This is a genomic window from Sphingomonas sp. BGYR3, assembly GCF_025153455.1.
Lineage (GTDB): Bacteria > Pseudomonadota > Alphaproteobacteria > Sphingomonadales > Sphingomonadaceae > Sphingomonas.
The window spans coordinates 1,046,281-1,062,261 of sequence record NZ_JANZNT010000001.1 but is presented as its reverse complement, the minus strand read 5'-3'; the positions used below and the strand labels follow the sequence as shown (position 1 = coordinate 1,062,261).

The following is a 15,981-nucleotide window of genomic DNA, read 5'->3' as shown; positions in this document are numbered from 1 at the left end:
CGTCAGCCCTGACGCTCGGCCAGTTTGCGTTCCCATGCCAGTGCATCGCGCACGATGCCGTCCAGATCGTCATGCTGCGGCCGCCAGGGCAGGGTGGCGAGGATGCGGGCATTGTCCGCCACCAGCGCGTCGGGATCGCCGGCACGGCGACCCTCCATCCGCCGGTCGATCGTCTGATTGGTGATCCGGTCGACGGCGTTCAGCACCTCCTGAACCGAATAACCCCGGCCATAGCCGCAGTTCATCGTATGGCTTTCGCCCGGCCGCGCGATCAGCAGTTCCAGCGCATGGACGTGCGCCGCCGCCAGGTCGCTGACATGGATGTAATCGCGCACGCCGGTGCCGTCGGGCGTATCGAAATCCGTGCCGAACACGCTGACATGGCTGCGCCGCCCGATCGCCGCCTCGACCGCCACCTTGATCAGGTGCGTTGCCCCGGCGGTGGACTGGCCCGACCGGCCCTGCGGATCGGCGCCCGCCACGTTGAAGTAGCGCAGGGCGCAGTAATTGATCGGATGCGCGGCGGCGACGTCCTTCAGCATGATCTCGGTCATCAGCTTGGACATGCCATAAGGATTGATCGGCAGTTTCGGCACGTCTTCGCTGACCGGCACCTGTTCGGGGATGCCATAGGTGGCGGCGGTGGACGAAAAGATGAAATGGCGAACGCCGGTCGCCACCGCGCTTTCGATCAGGCTGCGGCTGGCGGCGGTGTTGTTGCGATAATATTTCAGGGGGTCGCTGACCGATTCCGGCACGACGACCGAACCGGCAAAGTGCATGATCGCGGTCACGCCATGGTCGCGGATCGCGCCGCGGACGGCGGCATCGTCCTGAATGTCGGCAACCACCAGCGTGGCGCGCGGATCGACCGCCCAGTCGAACCCGGTGACCAGATTGTCGACCACCACGACGCGCCAGCCCGCATCCAGCAGCGCCAGCACCGCATGGCTGCCGATATATCCGGCCCCGCCCGTCACCAGCACCGTCCCGTCCCGCATCACTTCATCCTTCTGCCAATCAGCCTGTCGCAGGCGCCGTATCCCAGGCGCCATATCGCAGCCAATTGTGCGCGGCCATCGCATTCCTATCTTAAGAACATATTCCACGATGGAGATGTTTGGATGGCGAGCGAGACCGCAACCTTTGCCGGCGGCTGTTTCTGGTGCACCGAGGCGGTGTTCACCGATGTGATTGGCGTGAATGCCGTCGAAAGCGGCTATATCGGCGGCACCGTGCCCAACCCGACCTATAAGCAGGTGTGCAGCGGCACGACCGGCCATGCCGAGGCGATCCGGATCACGTTCGACCCCGATCAGGTGAGCTATGCCGATCTGCTCGACATGTTCTTTGCCACCCATGATCCGACGCAGCTCAACCGTCAGGGCAACGATATCGGCACCCAGTACCGATCGGCCATTTTCCCGCATTCGCCGGGACAGGAAGAAGCGGCACGGGCGGCGATCGCGCGCAATGCGCCCAACTGGCCCGCGCCCATCGTGACGACGATCGAACCGGACGCGCCCTGGTATCCGGCAGAGGATTATCATCAGGATTACTGGTCGGGCGAGGGGCAGCGAAATCCCTATTGCATCGCCGTCATTCCGCCGAAGCTGAACAAGCTGCGCAAGAGCTTTGCCGAGCGGCTGAAGAGCCAGGTTGCGACGAATGGATGAACCGGCGGGGGAACCGAATGCCCCGCCACCTGTTTCGGGGACCACGGGAATTTGCCCGACCCAACAGGGAGATAGGATTATGAAGGCATTGCTGGTTCCCGCGCTTGCGCTGGTTGCCCTGCCGCTGGCCGCTTGCACGAACTCGCCGCAGGAAGCGGTGGCCGAGAATGTGGAAGATCAGGCTGAGATGGCCGCTGATCAGGCCGAAGCCAATGGCGCAACCGACGCGCAGGCCGATGCGATCGAGGAAGCCGGTGAAAACCGTGCCGATCAGATCGAGGACGGCAACATGATGGCGATGCCGAACGCCATGTGATCCCCCTTCGCCGGCGCCGGGTGCCCAAGCAAGCCCGGCCGTCGGCGGAGTTCAGGCGAGATCGGGGCCGTCCTGAAAGGGGCGGCCCTTTTCTGTTCATGCCGCCGTTCAGATGGCGCGAAACGGGTAGGGCGAGGCCGGCCGCGCATAATCGCTGAGGTCGAGGACGCGGGTGACCGGGGGCAGGGCGCGGTCGGGGCATCCCGCCCGTTCGCACAGATGGCAGCGCGGGCCGATCGGGATGGCGTCGACCGGCGGCGCGCTCATCCGCGTCAGGCCGCTGATCTGTCCTGCGTGTCGGTCCGGACAGCCCAGGATGATCATCGACGGTGCCCGGCCCGGCCGCGGCGGGATGGCGCGGGCCACTGTCACGAACCGTTCGCCATCCGGTGCCTCGACCAGCGCGGTCACCGGCTCGCCTGGCTGGCGGAATGCGCGCTGCACGCCCCATCGGGCACAGCCGCCGCCGGCGCGCGCAACCCATGCCCCGTCCGACGTGCAGCGTTTCGATACCGCGCCGGCCCAGTCGATCTTCATCATGAACATCGGTACGCTCCGCGCCGTGGGCCGGGTCAGCGTCACCAGCCGCTGCGCCGCCTGTTCATAGGACACGCCGAACCGCGCCTTCAGCAGTTCCATGTCATAATGGCTGTCCTGGGCCACCTGAAGGAAGCGGGCATAGGGCATGACGATGGCGGCGGCGGCATAGCTGACCAGCGCACGGCGCAGCAGCATCCGGGTTTCATCGTCCGGCGCACCGGCCCGGTCCACCTCGGCCCGGATGCGGTCGGCAAGGGCCGATTCCGCCAGCCGGACGGCGACGGCGAACTGCCGGCTCTGTTCGTCCATCCGTTCCGACAGCATCAGGCGGCGGCGGTGGAAATCATAATGCCACAGTGCATCGACCAGCACCCCGTCCTCGACCACCTGAACCCGGATGCCATAGCGATCGGCCAGCATCGCGCGCATCGCCGGGCGCATCGCTTCCAGCCCCGCGCCCAGATCGGCGGCCAGTGCCTCTGCCGCATCATCGATGTCGGACAGGTGATAGCGCCGCGCCTGAAGCATGTCGCGCAGCCACTGGACCGCGTTGGACGCCGAAACCGGCCGCACGGTCAGTTCCTCGACCCGGCCCGGTGCTTCGCGCAGGTCAGTCAGCGCGCGATACAGCCGCATGATCGCCTCGCTGACGCCCGGATAGTTCTCGGCAACCTCCATCACCTCATTCCGGGCAATGCCGATGTCGCGGACCAGCCCGTCGGCGAACACCGATTGCAGGTCGCCTCCATCTGCCTGCGCCGCGCCCGCCACGAAATCGCGCACGTCGATTTCATAGGTGTTGGCCAGCCGCAGCAGCATCTGCGCCGTCAATGGCCGCTGATTGCGCTCCAGATGGTTGAGATAGGAGGGCGAGACGCCGAGTTCCTGCGCCATCTGCGCCTGATTGAGGCCCAGCTCACGGCGCAGGACGCGCAGCCGGGGGCCAAGGTACAGCTTGCGATCCTGGTGCGTCGTCATGCGGATACATTGTCAATTATTCACAATGTGATCAAGTCATGTGATGACAGGCCGTCACTAATCGCCCTGCCATGCGGTGCCGCAATGCGTCATGCCCCCGATCCGACACGCAGTTGGAAAGGAACGACCATGACCTATCAGTCAGCGATCCGGGCCGCGGATCAGGCGATCGAGCCGAACGCCGAACGCTGGAGCGGCATCGGTGCAGAGGCGGTGGCGCGGATGCGATTGCAGAACCGGTTCCGCACCGGGCTGGATATCGCCCGCTATACCGCGGGCATCCTGCGCGCCGACATGGCCGCTTATGACGCGGATCCGGCCGCCTACACCCAGTCGCTGGGCGCATGGCACGGGTTCATCGCGCAGCAGCAGGTGATTTCGATGCGCAAGCATTTCGGCAGCACGCGTCGGCGCTATGTCTACCTCTCCGGCTGGATGGTCGCGGCGCTGCGTTCCGATTTCGGGCCGCTGCCCGATCAGTCGATGCACGAGAAAACGGCCGTCCCCGCGCTGATCGAGGAAATCTATACCTTCCTGAAACAGGCCGATGCCCGCGAACTGGGCATGATGTTCCGCGCGCTGGACAAGGCGCGGGCGGCGGGCAACGCGGCCGAGGCGCGGGCGATCGAGGATCGCATCGACGCTCATGAAAGCCATGTCGTTCCGATCATCGCCGATATCGACGCAGGATTCGGCAATGCAGAGGCGACCTATCTGCTGGCCAAAAAGATGATCGAGGCGGGTGCCTGCGCGCTTCAGATCGAAAATCAGGTGTCCGACGAAAAGCAGTGCGGGCATCAGGACGGCAAGGTCACGGTCCCGCACGAGGATTTCCTAGCCAAGATCCGCGCCTGTCGCCACGCGTTCCTGGAACTGGGCGTGGATGACGGGATCATCGTGGCGCGCACCGACTCCCTCGGCGCTGGCCTGACCAAGCAGATCGCGCTCAGCCGGACGCCGGGCGATCTGGCCGATCAGTATAACGGTTTCCTCGACTGCGAACCGGTGACCAGCCTGGATGCGATCCGGGGCGATGTGCTGATCGAACGGGACGGGGCGCTGATGCGACCAAAGCGGCTGGCATCCAACCTGTTCCAGTTCCGGCCCGGCACGGGGGAGGACCGGGTGGTGCTCGACTGCATCTCCGCGCTTCAGCACGGGGCCGACCTGTTGTGGATCGAGACCGAAAAGCCGCACATCGAACAGATTGCGGGGATGGTGGACCGCATCCGCGCGGTCGTGCCTGATGCCAAGCTGGTCTATAACAATTCGCCGTCGTTCAACTGGACGCTGAACTTTCGCCAGCAGGTCTATGACGCCTGGGCGAAATCGGGCCGCGATGTCGCCGCCTATGAGCGCGATGCGCTGATGAGCGTCATCTATGACGGCACCGAACTGGCGCAGGAGGCGGACGAGCGCATTCGCCGCTTTCAGCGGGATGCCAGCGCGCGGGCGGGGATTTTCCACCACCTGATCACGCTGCCCACCTATCACACCGCCGCCCTGTCCACCGACCTTCTGGCCCGCGACTATTTCGGTGAGGCGGGGATGCTCGGTTATGTCGCCGGGGTGCAGCGGCGGGAAATCCGCGACGGCATTGCCTGTGTCCGGCACCAGAACATGGCCGGATCGGACGTCGGCGACGACCATAAGGAATATTTTTCGGGCGATGCCGCGCTGAAGGCGGGCGGCGCGCACAACACCATGAACCAGTTCGCCTGAACAGGAGGAAAGACGATGATGATCACCATGATGGAAACGCCCAAGCGCACCCGCACCAGCCCGGAGCCGACCCGCGCCCGCCCGGTTTTTTCCAGCGAGGATTTCCGCCTGATCCGCGCTGCCGTGCTGAGCCACCTTCAGCGGGAGGATGTGCAGGGCACGCCGGATTCGGTGAAGTTCAGCCACCTGTATCACCGGCTGGGTCGGCTCTGACCCACCGTTCAACCCTGCACGTCCCAAGCAAGCAGCGGGGACTGGCGCCGGCCGGCGTCAGTCCCTGTCTGCTGCGGCCCGCGCCAGCCGGTCGTTGATCGCCGCGCCCAGACCGTCCATCGGCACCGGCGCGATGGCGATGCTTTCGGCCTCGCTGGCATCGGCGCGGTGCAGGCTGTCGAACAGGCGCGCGCCCGCCTCGATCAGGTCGCCGGTGGCGGACAGCGTGTCCTGCCCCGCCACCGCGCCGAACCCGATCAGCCATTCGCCCGGCCGGGCATCGGCGGCATTCAGCCGCAGCGGCTTGGACGGGGCATAATGGCTGGCCATCATTCCCGGCGCGACCACCGCGCCATCGCCCGCCGCCAGCACCGGCTCGCCCAGTGCCGCCGCCAGCGTCGCCGCCGCGATGGGTCCGGGCCGCAGCAGCCGGGCCTGCGTCCCGGTCAGGGCGATGATGGTCGATTCCAGTCCCGCCCGCGTCGGCCCGTCGTCCAGGATCAGCGGGATGCGCCCGTCCAGCGTCGCCAGCACATGCGCGGCGCGGGTCGGGCTGATCGTACCGCTGGCATTGGCCGATGGCGCCGCCAGCGGCTTGCCCGATGCGGCCAGCAACGCCTGCATGGCGCGGTGGGCCGGCACGCGGATCGCGATGCTGTCCAGCCCCGCGGTGACCAGCGACGCAATCTCGCCGCCCGGGCGCAGCGGCAGGACAAGGGTCAGCGGCCCTGGCCAGAATGCCGCCGCCAGCCTGTCGGCCCGCGCATCGAACACCGCGATCCGGCGGGCGGCGTCGGCATCCGGCACGTGCACGATCAGCGGGTTGAAACTCGGTCGCCCCTTTGCCGCATAGATGCCCGCCACGGCGTGCGAATCGGTGGCGTCGGCGGCCAGCCCGTAAACGGTTTCGGTGGGCACCGCGACGCATTGCCCGGCACGAATCGCCGCAGCCGCATCCGCAAGCGCGGCCTCGCCGTAGGGTAAGGTTCGGGTGCTTTGAAGCGTCACGAAACCGCCGCTATACTCCCGTGAAAACGCCGACAAGAGAGGATTCATGAGCTTCACCGCCCCCGTGACCGAACAGCGGTTCGTGCTGGACAGCATCGCCGGAATTGCCGCCCTTGCCGACAGCGACCGTTTCGCCGCCGCCAGCGCCGATGTTGTCGACGCCGTGCTGGAGGGGGCGGGGCAATTCGCCGCGGGCGAATGGGCGCCGCTGGACCGCACCGGCGACACAGTGGGCGCGCGCCTGACCCAATCGGGCGTGGTGATGCCGGACGGCTTTGCCGCGGCATACCGCGCCTATGTCGAGGGCGGATGGGGCACGATCGGCACGCCCGAGGCCTATGGCGGACAGGGGCTGCCCTTTTCCCTGACCACGGCCGTGCTGGAAACGCTGGGCGGCGCGAACATGAGCTTTGCGCTGTGCCCGACGCTGACCGTCGGCGCGATCGAGGCGCTGGCCCATCATGGCAGCCCGGAACAGCAGGCATTGTACCTGCCGAAACTGGCGACCGGCGAATGGACCGGCACCATGAACCTGACCGAACCGCAGGCGGGCAGTGATGTCGGCGCGCTGCGGGCGCGGGCGGAGCCGATCGGCGACGGTCGGTTCCGGATTTCGGGCACCAAAATCTACATCAGCTTTGGCGACCATGACATGGCGGACAATATCGTCCACCTGGTGTTGGCCCGCACGCCCGGCGCGCCAGAGGGGACGCGCGGCCTCAGCCTGTTTCTGGTGCCCAAATACCGGCTGAACGAAGATGGCACGCCGGGCCCGTTCAACGACATCCGCGTCGTGTCGATCGAACACAAGATGGGGCTGCACGCATCGCCGACCTGTGTCCTGTCGTTCGGCGACAATGGCGATTGCATCGGCGAACTGATCGGCCCCGAAAACGGCGGCATGCGGGCGATGTTCACGATGATGAACAACGCGCGCCTGAATGTCGGACTTCAGGGGGTGCAGGTGGCAGAGCGGGCGACCCAGCGCGCCGTTGCCTATGCGCTGGACCGGGTGCAGTCGGCGCGGGCCGGATCGCCGGACAAGTCGCCGGTTGCCATCGTTGAGCATCCCGATGTGCGGCGGATGCTGATGCGGATGAAGGCGCAGACCATGGCCGCCCGCGCGCTCGTCTATTACGCCGCCGGACAGGTGGATCAGGCCGCGCTGGGCGATGCAGAGGCGCAGGCGCGCGTCGATTTGGTCACCCCGCTGGCCAAGGCGCATGGCACCGATATCGGCAACGAAGTCGCCAGCATCGGCATTCAGGTGCATGGCGGCATGGGCTATGTCGAGGAAACCGGCGCGGCCCAGCATTTCCGAGACGCGCGCATCACCCCGATTTACGAAGGGACGAACGGCATCCAGGCCGCCGATCTGGTCGGCCGCAAGCTGGGGCTGGACGGCGGGGGCGTGTTCGACCGCTTTGTCGCCCAGCTGGCGGCGGAGGCACGCCATGCCGCGCTGGGCACCCTGATCGCAGAGGTGACCGCGATCGGCGGTGCGCTAAAAGGGGCGTCGGCCGATGACCGGCTGGCGGCCAGCTATCCCTTCCTGACCATGATGTCGGTCGCCACCTGTGGCTGGCTGATGGAACGGCAGCTGGCGGCGCTGAACGGCTGGACCGGCGATCCGCAATTTGCCGCTATGAAGCGCGCCGCGATCCGCTTCTATCTTGATCAGGTGGTGCCGGAGGCGCTGGGCCTCGCTCATGCTGCACGGGCGGGGGCGGATCAGCTGTATGCCGTGCCCGCTGCCGCCTTTGCCGCATGATCGGGGTGCGGTTGGTCAGCGAACGGGACGAGGCGCTCGTCCTGTTCGAACTGCTGTGCCGCTGGTTCGATGATGACGCCATGCCGCCGGGCGACCATTTCGCCCATCGCGCCGAATATGCGGTGCTTGACGGGCTGCGTCAGCGGCTGGCCGTGACGCTGGATGAGCCGTTCCGCGCCGACTATCTTCGCCTGCTGACCGAGGCGCGCGACCGGATTGCCGATGCCTGGACGGGCGAGTCCCCCGAATAGATCGCTTGGCGCCGACCGTTCAGGCGGCGAGCGTGCCGGTCAGATTGCTGGTGCCGGTCATCATGTAACTGCGCAGGCCGCTATGGCTGAGCGGCAGTGCGGCACCGCAGCACGCGCATTCGGCGGTCATCCGGCCGACGAACCACTGGCTTTCGCCGCAATCGGGACAGTCATTCACCTTGTCCAGCCGATAGGTCAGGCCCTGTTCGCCCCGGCCGATCGTCCGGCTCAGCATCAGAATGTCGTCACCGCGGGCCATGTTGCTTCCTCCAGACTGCGGACCATAGCATGAACGCAGCGATGAGCCGCCCTGTTCCGTCGATCAGCGGAAGATTTTTCTGTGGATGAATCATAAATGCAACGCTGCCCGGCGGGGCACCGGCAATCAGGCGATTTCGCGGTCCAGCAGGTCGTCGACGCTCAGGCCGAGCAGTGCGATCTGTTCCTGAACGCGCGGCCAGGTTCCGGCCAGAAATCGCTCCCGTTCCGCGGTGCGCAGCCGTTCCGCCGTGCCGGGCAGGACAAACATCCCGACCCCGCGCCGCACCTCGACATAGCCCTCGTCCTGAAACCGCTGATACGCCTTTGCCACGGTCAGCGGATTGGCACCATGCTCGGCGGCCAGCGCGCGAACCGAGGGCAACTGGTCGCCCGCGCGAAACCGTCCCTTCAGGATCGCGGCCACAATGGTTGCCCGCAATTTCAGGTAGACCGGGCTTTCATCGTGATCGAGCAGCGCCATAGGACCTTAATACACCATCGGTCCGGCCTGTCCAGCGTCGCTGTGCGTCAACCGTGCCAGATGGAGGCAATATCGTCGATCAACGGGCGGGGCCGCTCCTCCAGCGGTTTGGCCGCCGTGCCGATGAACACGAAACCGGCAATCCGCTCGTGCGCGGCGCCGAATGCGTCCCGCACGCGGTCCGACGTGCTGGCCCAACCGGTCAGCCAGCCGCCGACATAGCCATGGGCATGGACGGCGTGCAGCAGGTTCATGGTCGCCGCGCCCGTCGACAGTTCCTGTTCCCATGCCGGGATATGGCTGGGTTTCGGCGAATGCAGCACCACGACCAGCGCGGGGGCCATGCGCGCGAAATTGTCCATCGCCTCGATCTCCAGCCGCCCTGCCTCCGGCTTTTCGGCGCGATAGGCATCGGTCAGCATCGCGGACAGCGCATCACGCGCATCGGGCGGCACGATGACGAACCGCCATGGGGCGAGCTTGCCATGATCGGGCGTGCGCGCCGCCAGCGCGATCATCGCGCGCAGCTCTGCCTCATCCGGGCCGGGGGCAGTCATTTCGCGCGGGCGACCCGACCGGCGGGTGGCAAGCAGGGTCAGCGGACTGGTGCGATCATTGAACTTCATGCCATGCGATCTAGGGCGGCACCGGCCGGCGCACAATAATTGCTTGGCAAGCCAGTTTCGCTGGCTAGGCTGCAGCGCATCTTCGGTCGGGGTGCAAAGTGCGTCCGGGCCGTGCATTTGTTTTGCCGAAAGGGTGCCCGTTTTGTCTTCCTTCAAACCAATTGCTGCCTGGGCGGAAGCGGACTGGATCATGGCCATCGCCATGGCGGTGCTGTTCGCGTTCCTGGCCGTCGGACTGATGATCGCGGCCAGCCGCAAGCCGGAATTCGCGGGCCATCCCAAGGGCCTGTACATGCTGTTCTTTGCCGAAATGTGGGAGCGTTTCTCCTATTACGGCATGCGCGCCATCCTGATCTTTTACCTGACGCAGCACTGGTTGTTTTCGGACGGCAAATCGAACCTGATCTACGGCGCCTATACCTCGCTGGTGTACATCACCCCGGTGCTGGGTGGCTATCTGGCCGACCGCTATCTGGGACAGCGCAAGGCGGTGCTGTTTGGCGGCCTGTTGCTGGCGGCGGGCCATTCGCTGATGGCGGTCGAAGGCACCGGCGGGCAGAGCGACCCGACGATCAACGTCTTCTGGGCCGCGCTTGCCTTCATCATCGTCGGCTCGGGATTCCTGAAGGCGAACATCTCGGTGATGGTGGGTCAGCTCTATAACCTCACCGACACGCGCCGCGATGCCGCGTACACAATCTTCTACATGGGCATCAATGTGGGGGCGGCGATGGGCACGATCCTTGTCGCCTATCTCGGTCAGACGCTTGGTTGGGGCTATGGCTTCGGATTGGCGGGGATCGGCATGCTGGCCGGCCTGATCGTCTTTGCGCTGGGCAAGGGATCGCTGCGCGGGGCCGGAGAGGCGCCTGCACCGCTTGCCCGCGGCAAGGAATTGGCCCTGTACGGCATCGGCATTGCCTCCGTCGCCGTGATCTGGGCGCTGGTTCAGTATCAGGACGTGATCCAGGGGTTGCTGGTCGTCTCCGGCGTCGCGCTGCTCGCCTATGTCCTGTTCGAAAGCTTCAAGCTGGAAAAGGAACCGCGCGAACGGATGTTCGCCATCCTGTTCCTGATTTCCCTCAATCCGGTCTTCTGGGGCCTGTTCGAACAGGCGGGCGGTTCGATGAACCTGTTCACCGACGAATTTGTCGATCGCGGCGGGGTGCCGGCCGGCATCTTCCAGTCGATCAACCCGATTTACATCATCCTGTTCGCCCCGATCTTTGCCGCCCTTTGGCAATGGCTGGGCAAGCGCGGGCTGGAGCCGTCTGCCCCGGCCAAGTTCGGCATCGCCCTGTTGCAGATGGGTGCTGCCAACCTTGTGCTGGTGTTCGGTGCGCAGGCATGGGGGATCGAGGCGATGACGCCGGTGTTCCTCGTGTTCGCCTATTACCTGCTGGCGACCACGGCCGAACTGTGCCTGTCGCCGGTCGGCCTGTCGGCGATGAACCGGCTCGCTCCGAAATTCCTCGCCTCGCTGATCATGGGGGCGTGGTTCTACATGACGGCGGTCGGCAATTTCGTTGCGGGCAAGATCGGTGAGGCGACAGGCGGCCATGACGGCCAGATGACCAAGACCGGCCTGCTCGACATTTACGAACTGTTCGGCTGGATCGCGATCGGCATCGGCGTCGCCGTCGTGCTATTCAGCCCGGTGGTGAAGAAGTGGATGCACCTCGATACGCTGCGCGATGACGGCGATCGGGCGGTCGATACCCTGGCCGAACCGGATGCCGCTGTACCGCCGCGCCTGGCAACCTTCTGACCCGATGGAGGCGTGCCGCCGATGATGATGCTGATCCTTGCCTGCATCGCCTTTGTCGGCACGCATTTCCTGTTGTCGCACCCGCTGCGCGCGCCGCTGGTCGCGCGGTTGGGGGCGAACGGGTTTCTGGGCGTCTATTCGATCGTCGCCTTTGCCACGCTGGGGTGGATGGCCCATGTCTATCAGACGCTGCCGGCACAGGAGCCGCTATGGCCGGTCGGCAATGGCCTCGGGGCGGCGGGCACGGCGGTGATGTGGGTTGGCGCGGTGCTGTTCGCCGGATCGCTGGTCCGCAACCCGGCGCTGCCCGATCCAAAGGGGCCGCCCGCCACCGTGCCGACGCCGAAGGGCGTGTTCGCCATCACCCGCCATCCGATGATGTGGGGGTTTGGCCTGTGGGCGCTGGTCCATGCGGCGGTATTTCCCATCCCCGCCAATCTGGTGCTGACGGCGGCCATCGCCGTGCTGGCGCTGGTCGGGGCGGCGTTGCAGGATGCAAAAAAGGCAACGCTGCAGCCGGGATTCTGGCCGGAATGGTCGCGGACGACCAGCTACTGGCCGTTCGCCGCGCTCATCGCCGGGCGCGTGCCATGGCGTTCGGCCATGCCCGGCGCGCATGCCCTGGGCGCGGGCACCGTGATCTGGGCCGCCGCGACCTGGGCACACATCCCGCTGGCGGGTGTCGCCGCTGGCATCTGGCGCTGGATTGCCTGAGCGCGTGGCTAGCGTCCTCGTCGGCTAGACCATCGCCGCAATCAGCGAGGCAGTGGAGACAAACGCAAAGGCGATCGAGCTGTCCGCCACGCCATAGGGGATGAAGATGCGGTCGTCATGCCGCATCCCGCCGCAGCTATAGACGACGTTGGGCACATAGCCTTCGCGGTCCTGATTGGCGGCGGACAGGATCGGTTCGGCCGTGCGGCCCAGCACCTTTGACGGATCCTGCTTGTCCAGCAGCACCGCGCCAATCGAATATTTGCGCATCGCGCCCACGCCATGCGTCAGTAGCAACCAGCCCTCATCCAGCTCGATCGGCGGGCCGCAATTGCCGATCTGCACCAGCTCCCACGGATAATGCGGGGTCAGCAGCTTTTGCCCCTCGTCCCAATGGGTCAGCGTATCCGACTGGATCAGGAACAGGTTTTCGCCATCCTGCCGCCCGATCATCCAGTAACTGCCGCCGATCTTGCGCGGGAACAGACCCATGCCCTTGTTGCGCGCGGCACTGCCGCTCATCGGGACCAGGTCGAAATTGCGGAAATCGCGGGTCCGCAGCATCTCCGACTGAATCGCCGACCCGTTATAGGCGGTATAGGTGCCCAGCCATTCCACGCTGCCATCGTCATGCGTGAACTGGACGAGGCGCAGGTCCTCCAGCCCCTTTGACTGGGCGTGGGTGATGGGAAAGATCACCGTGCCGGACAGGGTGCTGTCACGGTGGCGGCACACAGTCACCGGACCTTCCGGAATCTCCTCACCCTCCACATCGACCGCCGTGGCAAAGGGCGGTTCGGGCGACAGGCGCAATTCGTTGCCCGGCCCGACAATCCCCTCGCGGAACGCGACGGACGAGATATGCCCTTCGCCCACGGCGCGCATCGACATCAGGATGCGGGTGGACCCCGCCGGCATCCCGGACTGGTCGAAATGCGGCACCACGCTGGGGTTCATCAGCGCGGCAGCGGCATAGCTGTATTCGTGACAGAAATAGGCGCCGATCAGCTGGCGGCGCTCGTCGCCGATCACCGCATCGTCCAGGCCGAGCACCTGCGCAATCTGTTCATACCGGGTCATGAACACGCGCCGCGTCTGCCAGTGCCGCGCCTCGAAATCCTTGAGCACCAGCTCAAGCTCGGCGCGCGCCTCCGGCAGGGACAGCGCCAGAACGGCACTGACCAGTCGTTCCGTGCGGCTCGGCCCGCCGCCATTGGACGACCATCCGATATGGAACGGCCGCACGACCACCCGCGACGGATCGGCATACAGCCGGGCCGGGTGATGGAACAGGTCGAGCATCAAATCCCCCGCGTGCGAACCCTTGATGCGTTGCCGCGAGGAATTGGCCTCAGGCAGCGCGTTCCTGACCGTTTGACACGGACTCGCGCCGTTTTGAAAGGGCAGAAATCGCGCATGAGGCAAGTTGCAGTGCCAAAATGGATTCGGCACCCTGATTGCGGTTGAGGCCCGATGGCATCAATCCGTCGAAACATCCGCCATCGGCTCCGCTGGCCAGCGGCAGGTCAAGGTCGTTGACCCCCAGATACCAGCGATAGGCGCGTTCCGCCTCGTCGATCCAGCGCGTGTCGCCGCTGGCATGGAATGCGGCGGCACAGGCATCGATCGTCGCCTGCGCCTCCAGCGGCTGCTGGTCAAAGGGCAAGGGATCGGCATAGGCCCGGCCGAAACTGTCGGTGCCGACCGCACGGAACCGGCCATCGGGCGATGTCTGGCGCGAAACGATCCATTCCAGCGTCGCAAGGCCGGTGTCGATGAAATCCTGCCGTTCCAGCACCTGGCCTGCGCGTAGCAGCGCCTCGGGCAGGCGGGCATTGTCATAGGCAAGGACGATTTCGAACCATTCCCATTCCGGCCGCCGCGCCGCATCGAGCAGTGCGGTCAGCTCCTCGCCGAACCGGGTCAGGATGGTATGCGATACCCCATGGTCGGGCCGCGCTTCCAGATAGGCGGCGGCACCCAGCATGGCGAATGCGCGCGCGCGGGGGCTGCCCAGGTTCAGCGCGATCGGCGCCGTCCGCTCGAACCATTCGCCGGCCCAGATGCGATGCTTGGGAATCCGGCCCTCCGCCGCGCCGACACCCAGCGCCCAGAGGGTGCGGCCATTGGAATCCTCCGACCCCGTGTCTTCCAGCCATTGCCGGTCGAACCCCATGAAATTGCGGAACCGGCGCTGATCCTCATTCCAGGCGTGCTGGATGAACGAGGCATAGACCGTGGTCCATTCATCGCGCACCTGATCGTCCAGCGGGTCGATCCGGTGCATCAGGATGAAGGCGCGGGCATTATCGTCGATGCAATAGCCGTGGCGGCGATCCGGCACGGAATGGATCGCGTGCTGCAGCATCCCCGTCCCGTCGCTCATGCGGATGACGGCGGCCAAGTCCGGCTCCAGCGGGGGGTGATCCGCCGATCGTTCGACGCGCAGGACGCGTGGCTGGCGCTCGATCGCGTCCTCGATCACCGCCATCGCCGTATCGGCAAGGCGCGGCCACAGCATCGTGCGTCCCCGGGCATAGGCGCGCGCCGACAAGGCATCGCGCCGGTCCGCCTCGTCGAACAGGCCGTTGATCGCGTCGGCAAATCCCGCACTGTCGCCGAACGGCACGATGATGCCGTGATTGTCGGCCAGGATTTCGGTGGCGTGGACATAGGGGGTCGAAACGACCGCCGCGCCGACGCCCACGGCATAGGACAGCGTTCCCGACGTGATCTGGGCCGGGTTCGGGTAGGGCGTGGCATAGACGTCTGCGGCCTGCAGATAATCCAGCAGCTCTTCCTGTTCGATGAACCCGTCGATGAACCGGACGTGTTCGGCAACGCCCAGCGCCTCGGCATCCGCCTTCAGCCGCTGGCGATACGCTTCGCCCTCATGCGCGACGACGTTGGGATGCGTCGCGCCCAGCACGATATACAGCGCCTCCGGATGGCGTGCGGCAATGGCCGGCACGGCGGAAATCAGCGTCTCGATCCCCTTTGACGGGGCGAGCAGGCCAAAGGTCAGCACGACCTTGCGCCCCTGCCAGCCGAACTGTTCCTTCATGCTGTCGGGCGCGACCAGCGGGCGGTCGGGCACGCCGTGCGGCACGGTGACGATCTTTCGCGTATCGGTGCCGTGCGTGCGCATCAGGATTTCGCGGCCCCGTTCGGCCATCACCATCACCCGGGCGGCGCGGGCGATCAGCGCCTCGATCACCCGGCGCTCGTCCGGGCTGGGCTGTTCCAGGATGGTGTGCAGCATGACGACGACCGGAATGGTCAGTCGGTCGATCAGCGCCAGCAGATGCTCGCCCGCCGCACCGCCATAGATGCCATATTCATGCTGAACCCACAGCGCCTGCGCGCCCGACGCCTCGATCCGGCGGGCCGCGTCCAGATAGGCGGCGCGATCATGCTGGGGGATGCTGTGCGTGACGGCGGGGGGGTAGGCATAGCTTTCGGCGCGGTCGTCCATCGCATAGACATCGACGGTGAGGTCCGGAAACTGTTCGACCAGCGCGTCATGACAATGGGTGGTAAAGGTTGCGAGGCCGCACCGGCGGGGCAGGAAATTGCCGAGCAGTGCGACATGGCCGGTCCCTGCCGGCGCAAGCGGGTGATGCGCCATAATGCTCTATCCCTGATCTGTTAGGTGG

Annotated in this window: 16 protein-coding genes; 8 read left to right on the top strand and 8 right to left on the bottom strand. The window is 65.9% G+C overall.

Annotation, left to right across the window (positions count from 1 at the left end):
- Positions 1-2: 2 nt before the first annotated feature.
- A complete protein-coding gene (gene galE / locus NYR55_RS04815) occupies positions 3-1,001 on the bottom strand; it encodes a UDP-glucose 4-epimerase GalE (protein WP_260020082.1) in 999 nt (332 codons plus the stop codon).
- A gap of 123 nt (positions 1,002-1,124) precedes the next feature.
- Here galE and msrA point away from each other — a divergent pair, with 123 nt between their 5' ends.
- Entirely contained in the window at positions 1,125-1,676 is a 552-nt protein-coding gene (msrA, locus tag NYR55_RS04810) for a peptide-methionine (S)-S-oxide reductase MsrA (RefSeq protein ID WP_260020081.1), read from the top strand.
- 79 nt (positions 1,677-1,755) lie between these two features.
- Positions 1,756-1,992, top strand: a complete 237-nt coding sequence (locus NYR55_RS04805) for a hypothetical protein (protein WP_260020080.1) — start codon at positions 1,756-1,758, stop codon at positions 1,990-1,992.
- 108 nt (positions 1,993-2,100) lie between these two features.
- Here NYR55_RS04805 and NYR55_RS04800 read toward each other — a convergent pair whose 3' ends face one another.
- Positions 2,101-3,510, bottom strand: a complete 1,410-nt coding sequence (locus tag NYR55_RS04800; RefSeq protein WP_260020079.1) for a short-chain fatty acyl-CoA regulator family protein — start codon at positions 3,508-3,510, stop codon at positions 2,101-2,103.
- Positions 3,511-3,639: 129 nt separating this feature from the next.
- Here NYR55_RS04800 and NYR55_RS04795 point away from each other — a divergent pair, with 129 nt between their 5' ends.
- Both NYR55_RS04795 and NYR55_RS04790 read left to right on the top strand, forming a co-directional pair.
- The gene (locus tag NYR55_RS04795) at positions 3,640-5,232 is read left to right on the top strand and encodes an isocitrate lyase (RefSeq protein WP_260020078.1); all 1,593 of its coding nucleotides are present in this window, start codon (positions 3,640-3,642) and stop codon (positions 5,230-5,232) included.
- 18 nt (positions 5,233-5,250) lie between these two features.
- Entirely contained in the window at positions 5,251-5,445 is a 195-nt protein-coding gene (locus tag NYR55_RS04790; RefSeq protein ID WP_260021558.1) for a hypothetical protein, read from the top strand.
- 57 nt (positions 5,446-5,502) lie between these two features.
- Here the strand turns inward: NYR55_RS04790 and NYR55_RS04785 are convergent, their stop codons facing one another.
- The gene (locus NYR55_RS04785; protein WP_260020077.1) at positions 5,503-6,453 is read right to left on the bottom strand and encodes an L-threonylcarbamoyladenylate synthase; all 951 of its coding nucleotides are present in this window, start codon (positions 6,451-6,453) and stop codon (positions 5,503-5,505) included.
- A 46-nt stretch (positions 6,454-6,499) separates the two neighbouring features.
- Here NYR55_RS04785 and NYR55_RS04780 point away from each other — a divergent pair, with 46 nt between their 5' ends.
- Entirely contained in the window at positions 6,500-8,224 is a 1,725-nt protein-coding gene (locus NYR55_RS04780) for an acyl-CoA dehydrogenase (RefSeq protein WP_260020076.1), read from the top strand.
- 11 nt (positions 8,225-8,235) lie between these two features.
- Positions 8,236-8,475: a hypothetical protein gene (locus NYR55_RS04775; protein ID WP_260020075.1), complete on the top strand. Its 240-nt coding sequence runs from the start codon at positions 8,236-8,238 to the stop codon at positions 8,473-8,475.
- Positions 8,476-8,494: 19 nt separating this feature from the next.
- On the opposite strand, the gene NYR55_RS04770 is transcribed toward NYR55_RS04775, so the two are convergent.
- From NYR55_RS04770 to NYR55_RS04760, 3 genes are all read right to left on the bottom strand, one after another.
- Positions 8,495-8,734, bottom strand: a complete 240-nt coding sequence (locus tag NYR55_RS04770) for a hypothetical protein (RefSeq protein ID WP_260020074.1) — start codon at positions 8,732-8,734, stop codon at positions 8,495-8,497.
- Between the two features lie 126 nt (positions 8,735-8,860).
- Positions 8,861-9,217, bottom strand: coding sequence for a GntR family transcriptional regulator (locus NYR55_RS04765; RefSeq protein ID WP_260020073.1), 357 nt, complete (start codon positions 9,215-9,217; stop codon positions 8,861-8,863).
- 47 nt (positions 9,218-9,264) lie between these two features.
- The gene (locus NYR55_RS04760) at positions 9,265-9,843 is read right to left on the bottom strand and encodes a nitroreductase (protein ID WP_260020072.1); all 579 of its coding nucleotides are present in this window, start codon (positions 9,841-9,843) and stop codon (positions 9,265-9,267) included.
- A 190-nt stretch (positions 9,844-10,033) separates the two neighbouring features.
- On the opposite strand from NYR55_RS04760, the gene NYR55_RS04755 reads away from it, so the two are divergent.
- Both NYR55_RS04755 and NYR55_RS04750 read left to right on the top strand, forming a co-directional pair.
- Positions 10,034-11,611 carry a peptide MFS transporter gene (locus NYR55_RS04755; protein WP_260020071.1) on the top strand — a complete coding sequence of 526 codons (1,578 nt, stop codon included), beginning with the start codon at positions 10,034-10,036 and terminating at the stop codon, positions 11,609-11,611.
- A 21-nt stretch (positions 11,612-11,632) separates the two neighbouring features.
- Complete coding sequence (locus NYR55_RS04750) at positions 11,633-12,325, top strand: NnrU family protein (RefSeq protein WP_260020070.1); 693 nt, start codon at positions 11,633-11,635, stop codon at positions 12,323-12,325.
- A gap of 24 nt (positions 12,326-12,349) precedes the next feature.
- Here NYR55_RS04750 and NYR55_RS04745 read toward each other — a convergent pair whose 3' ends face one another.
- Positions 12,350-13,627, bottom strand: a complete 1,278-nt coding sequence (locus NYR55_RS04745; RefSeq protein WP_260020069.1) for a glycoside hydrolase family 130 protein — start codon at positions 13,625-13,627, stop codon at positions 12,350-12,352.
- 49 nt (positions 13,628-13,676) lie between these two features.
- Complete coding sequence (locus tag NYR55_RS04740) at positions 13,677-15,953, bottom strand: glycosyltransferase family 4 protein (protein WP_260020068.1); 2,277 nt, start codon at positions 15,951-15,953, stop codon at positions 13,677-13,679.
- Between the last annotated feature and the right edge of the window lie 28 nt (positions 15,954-15,981).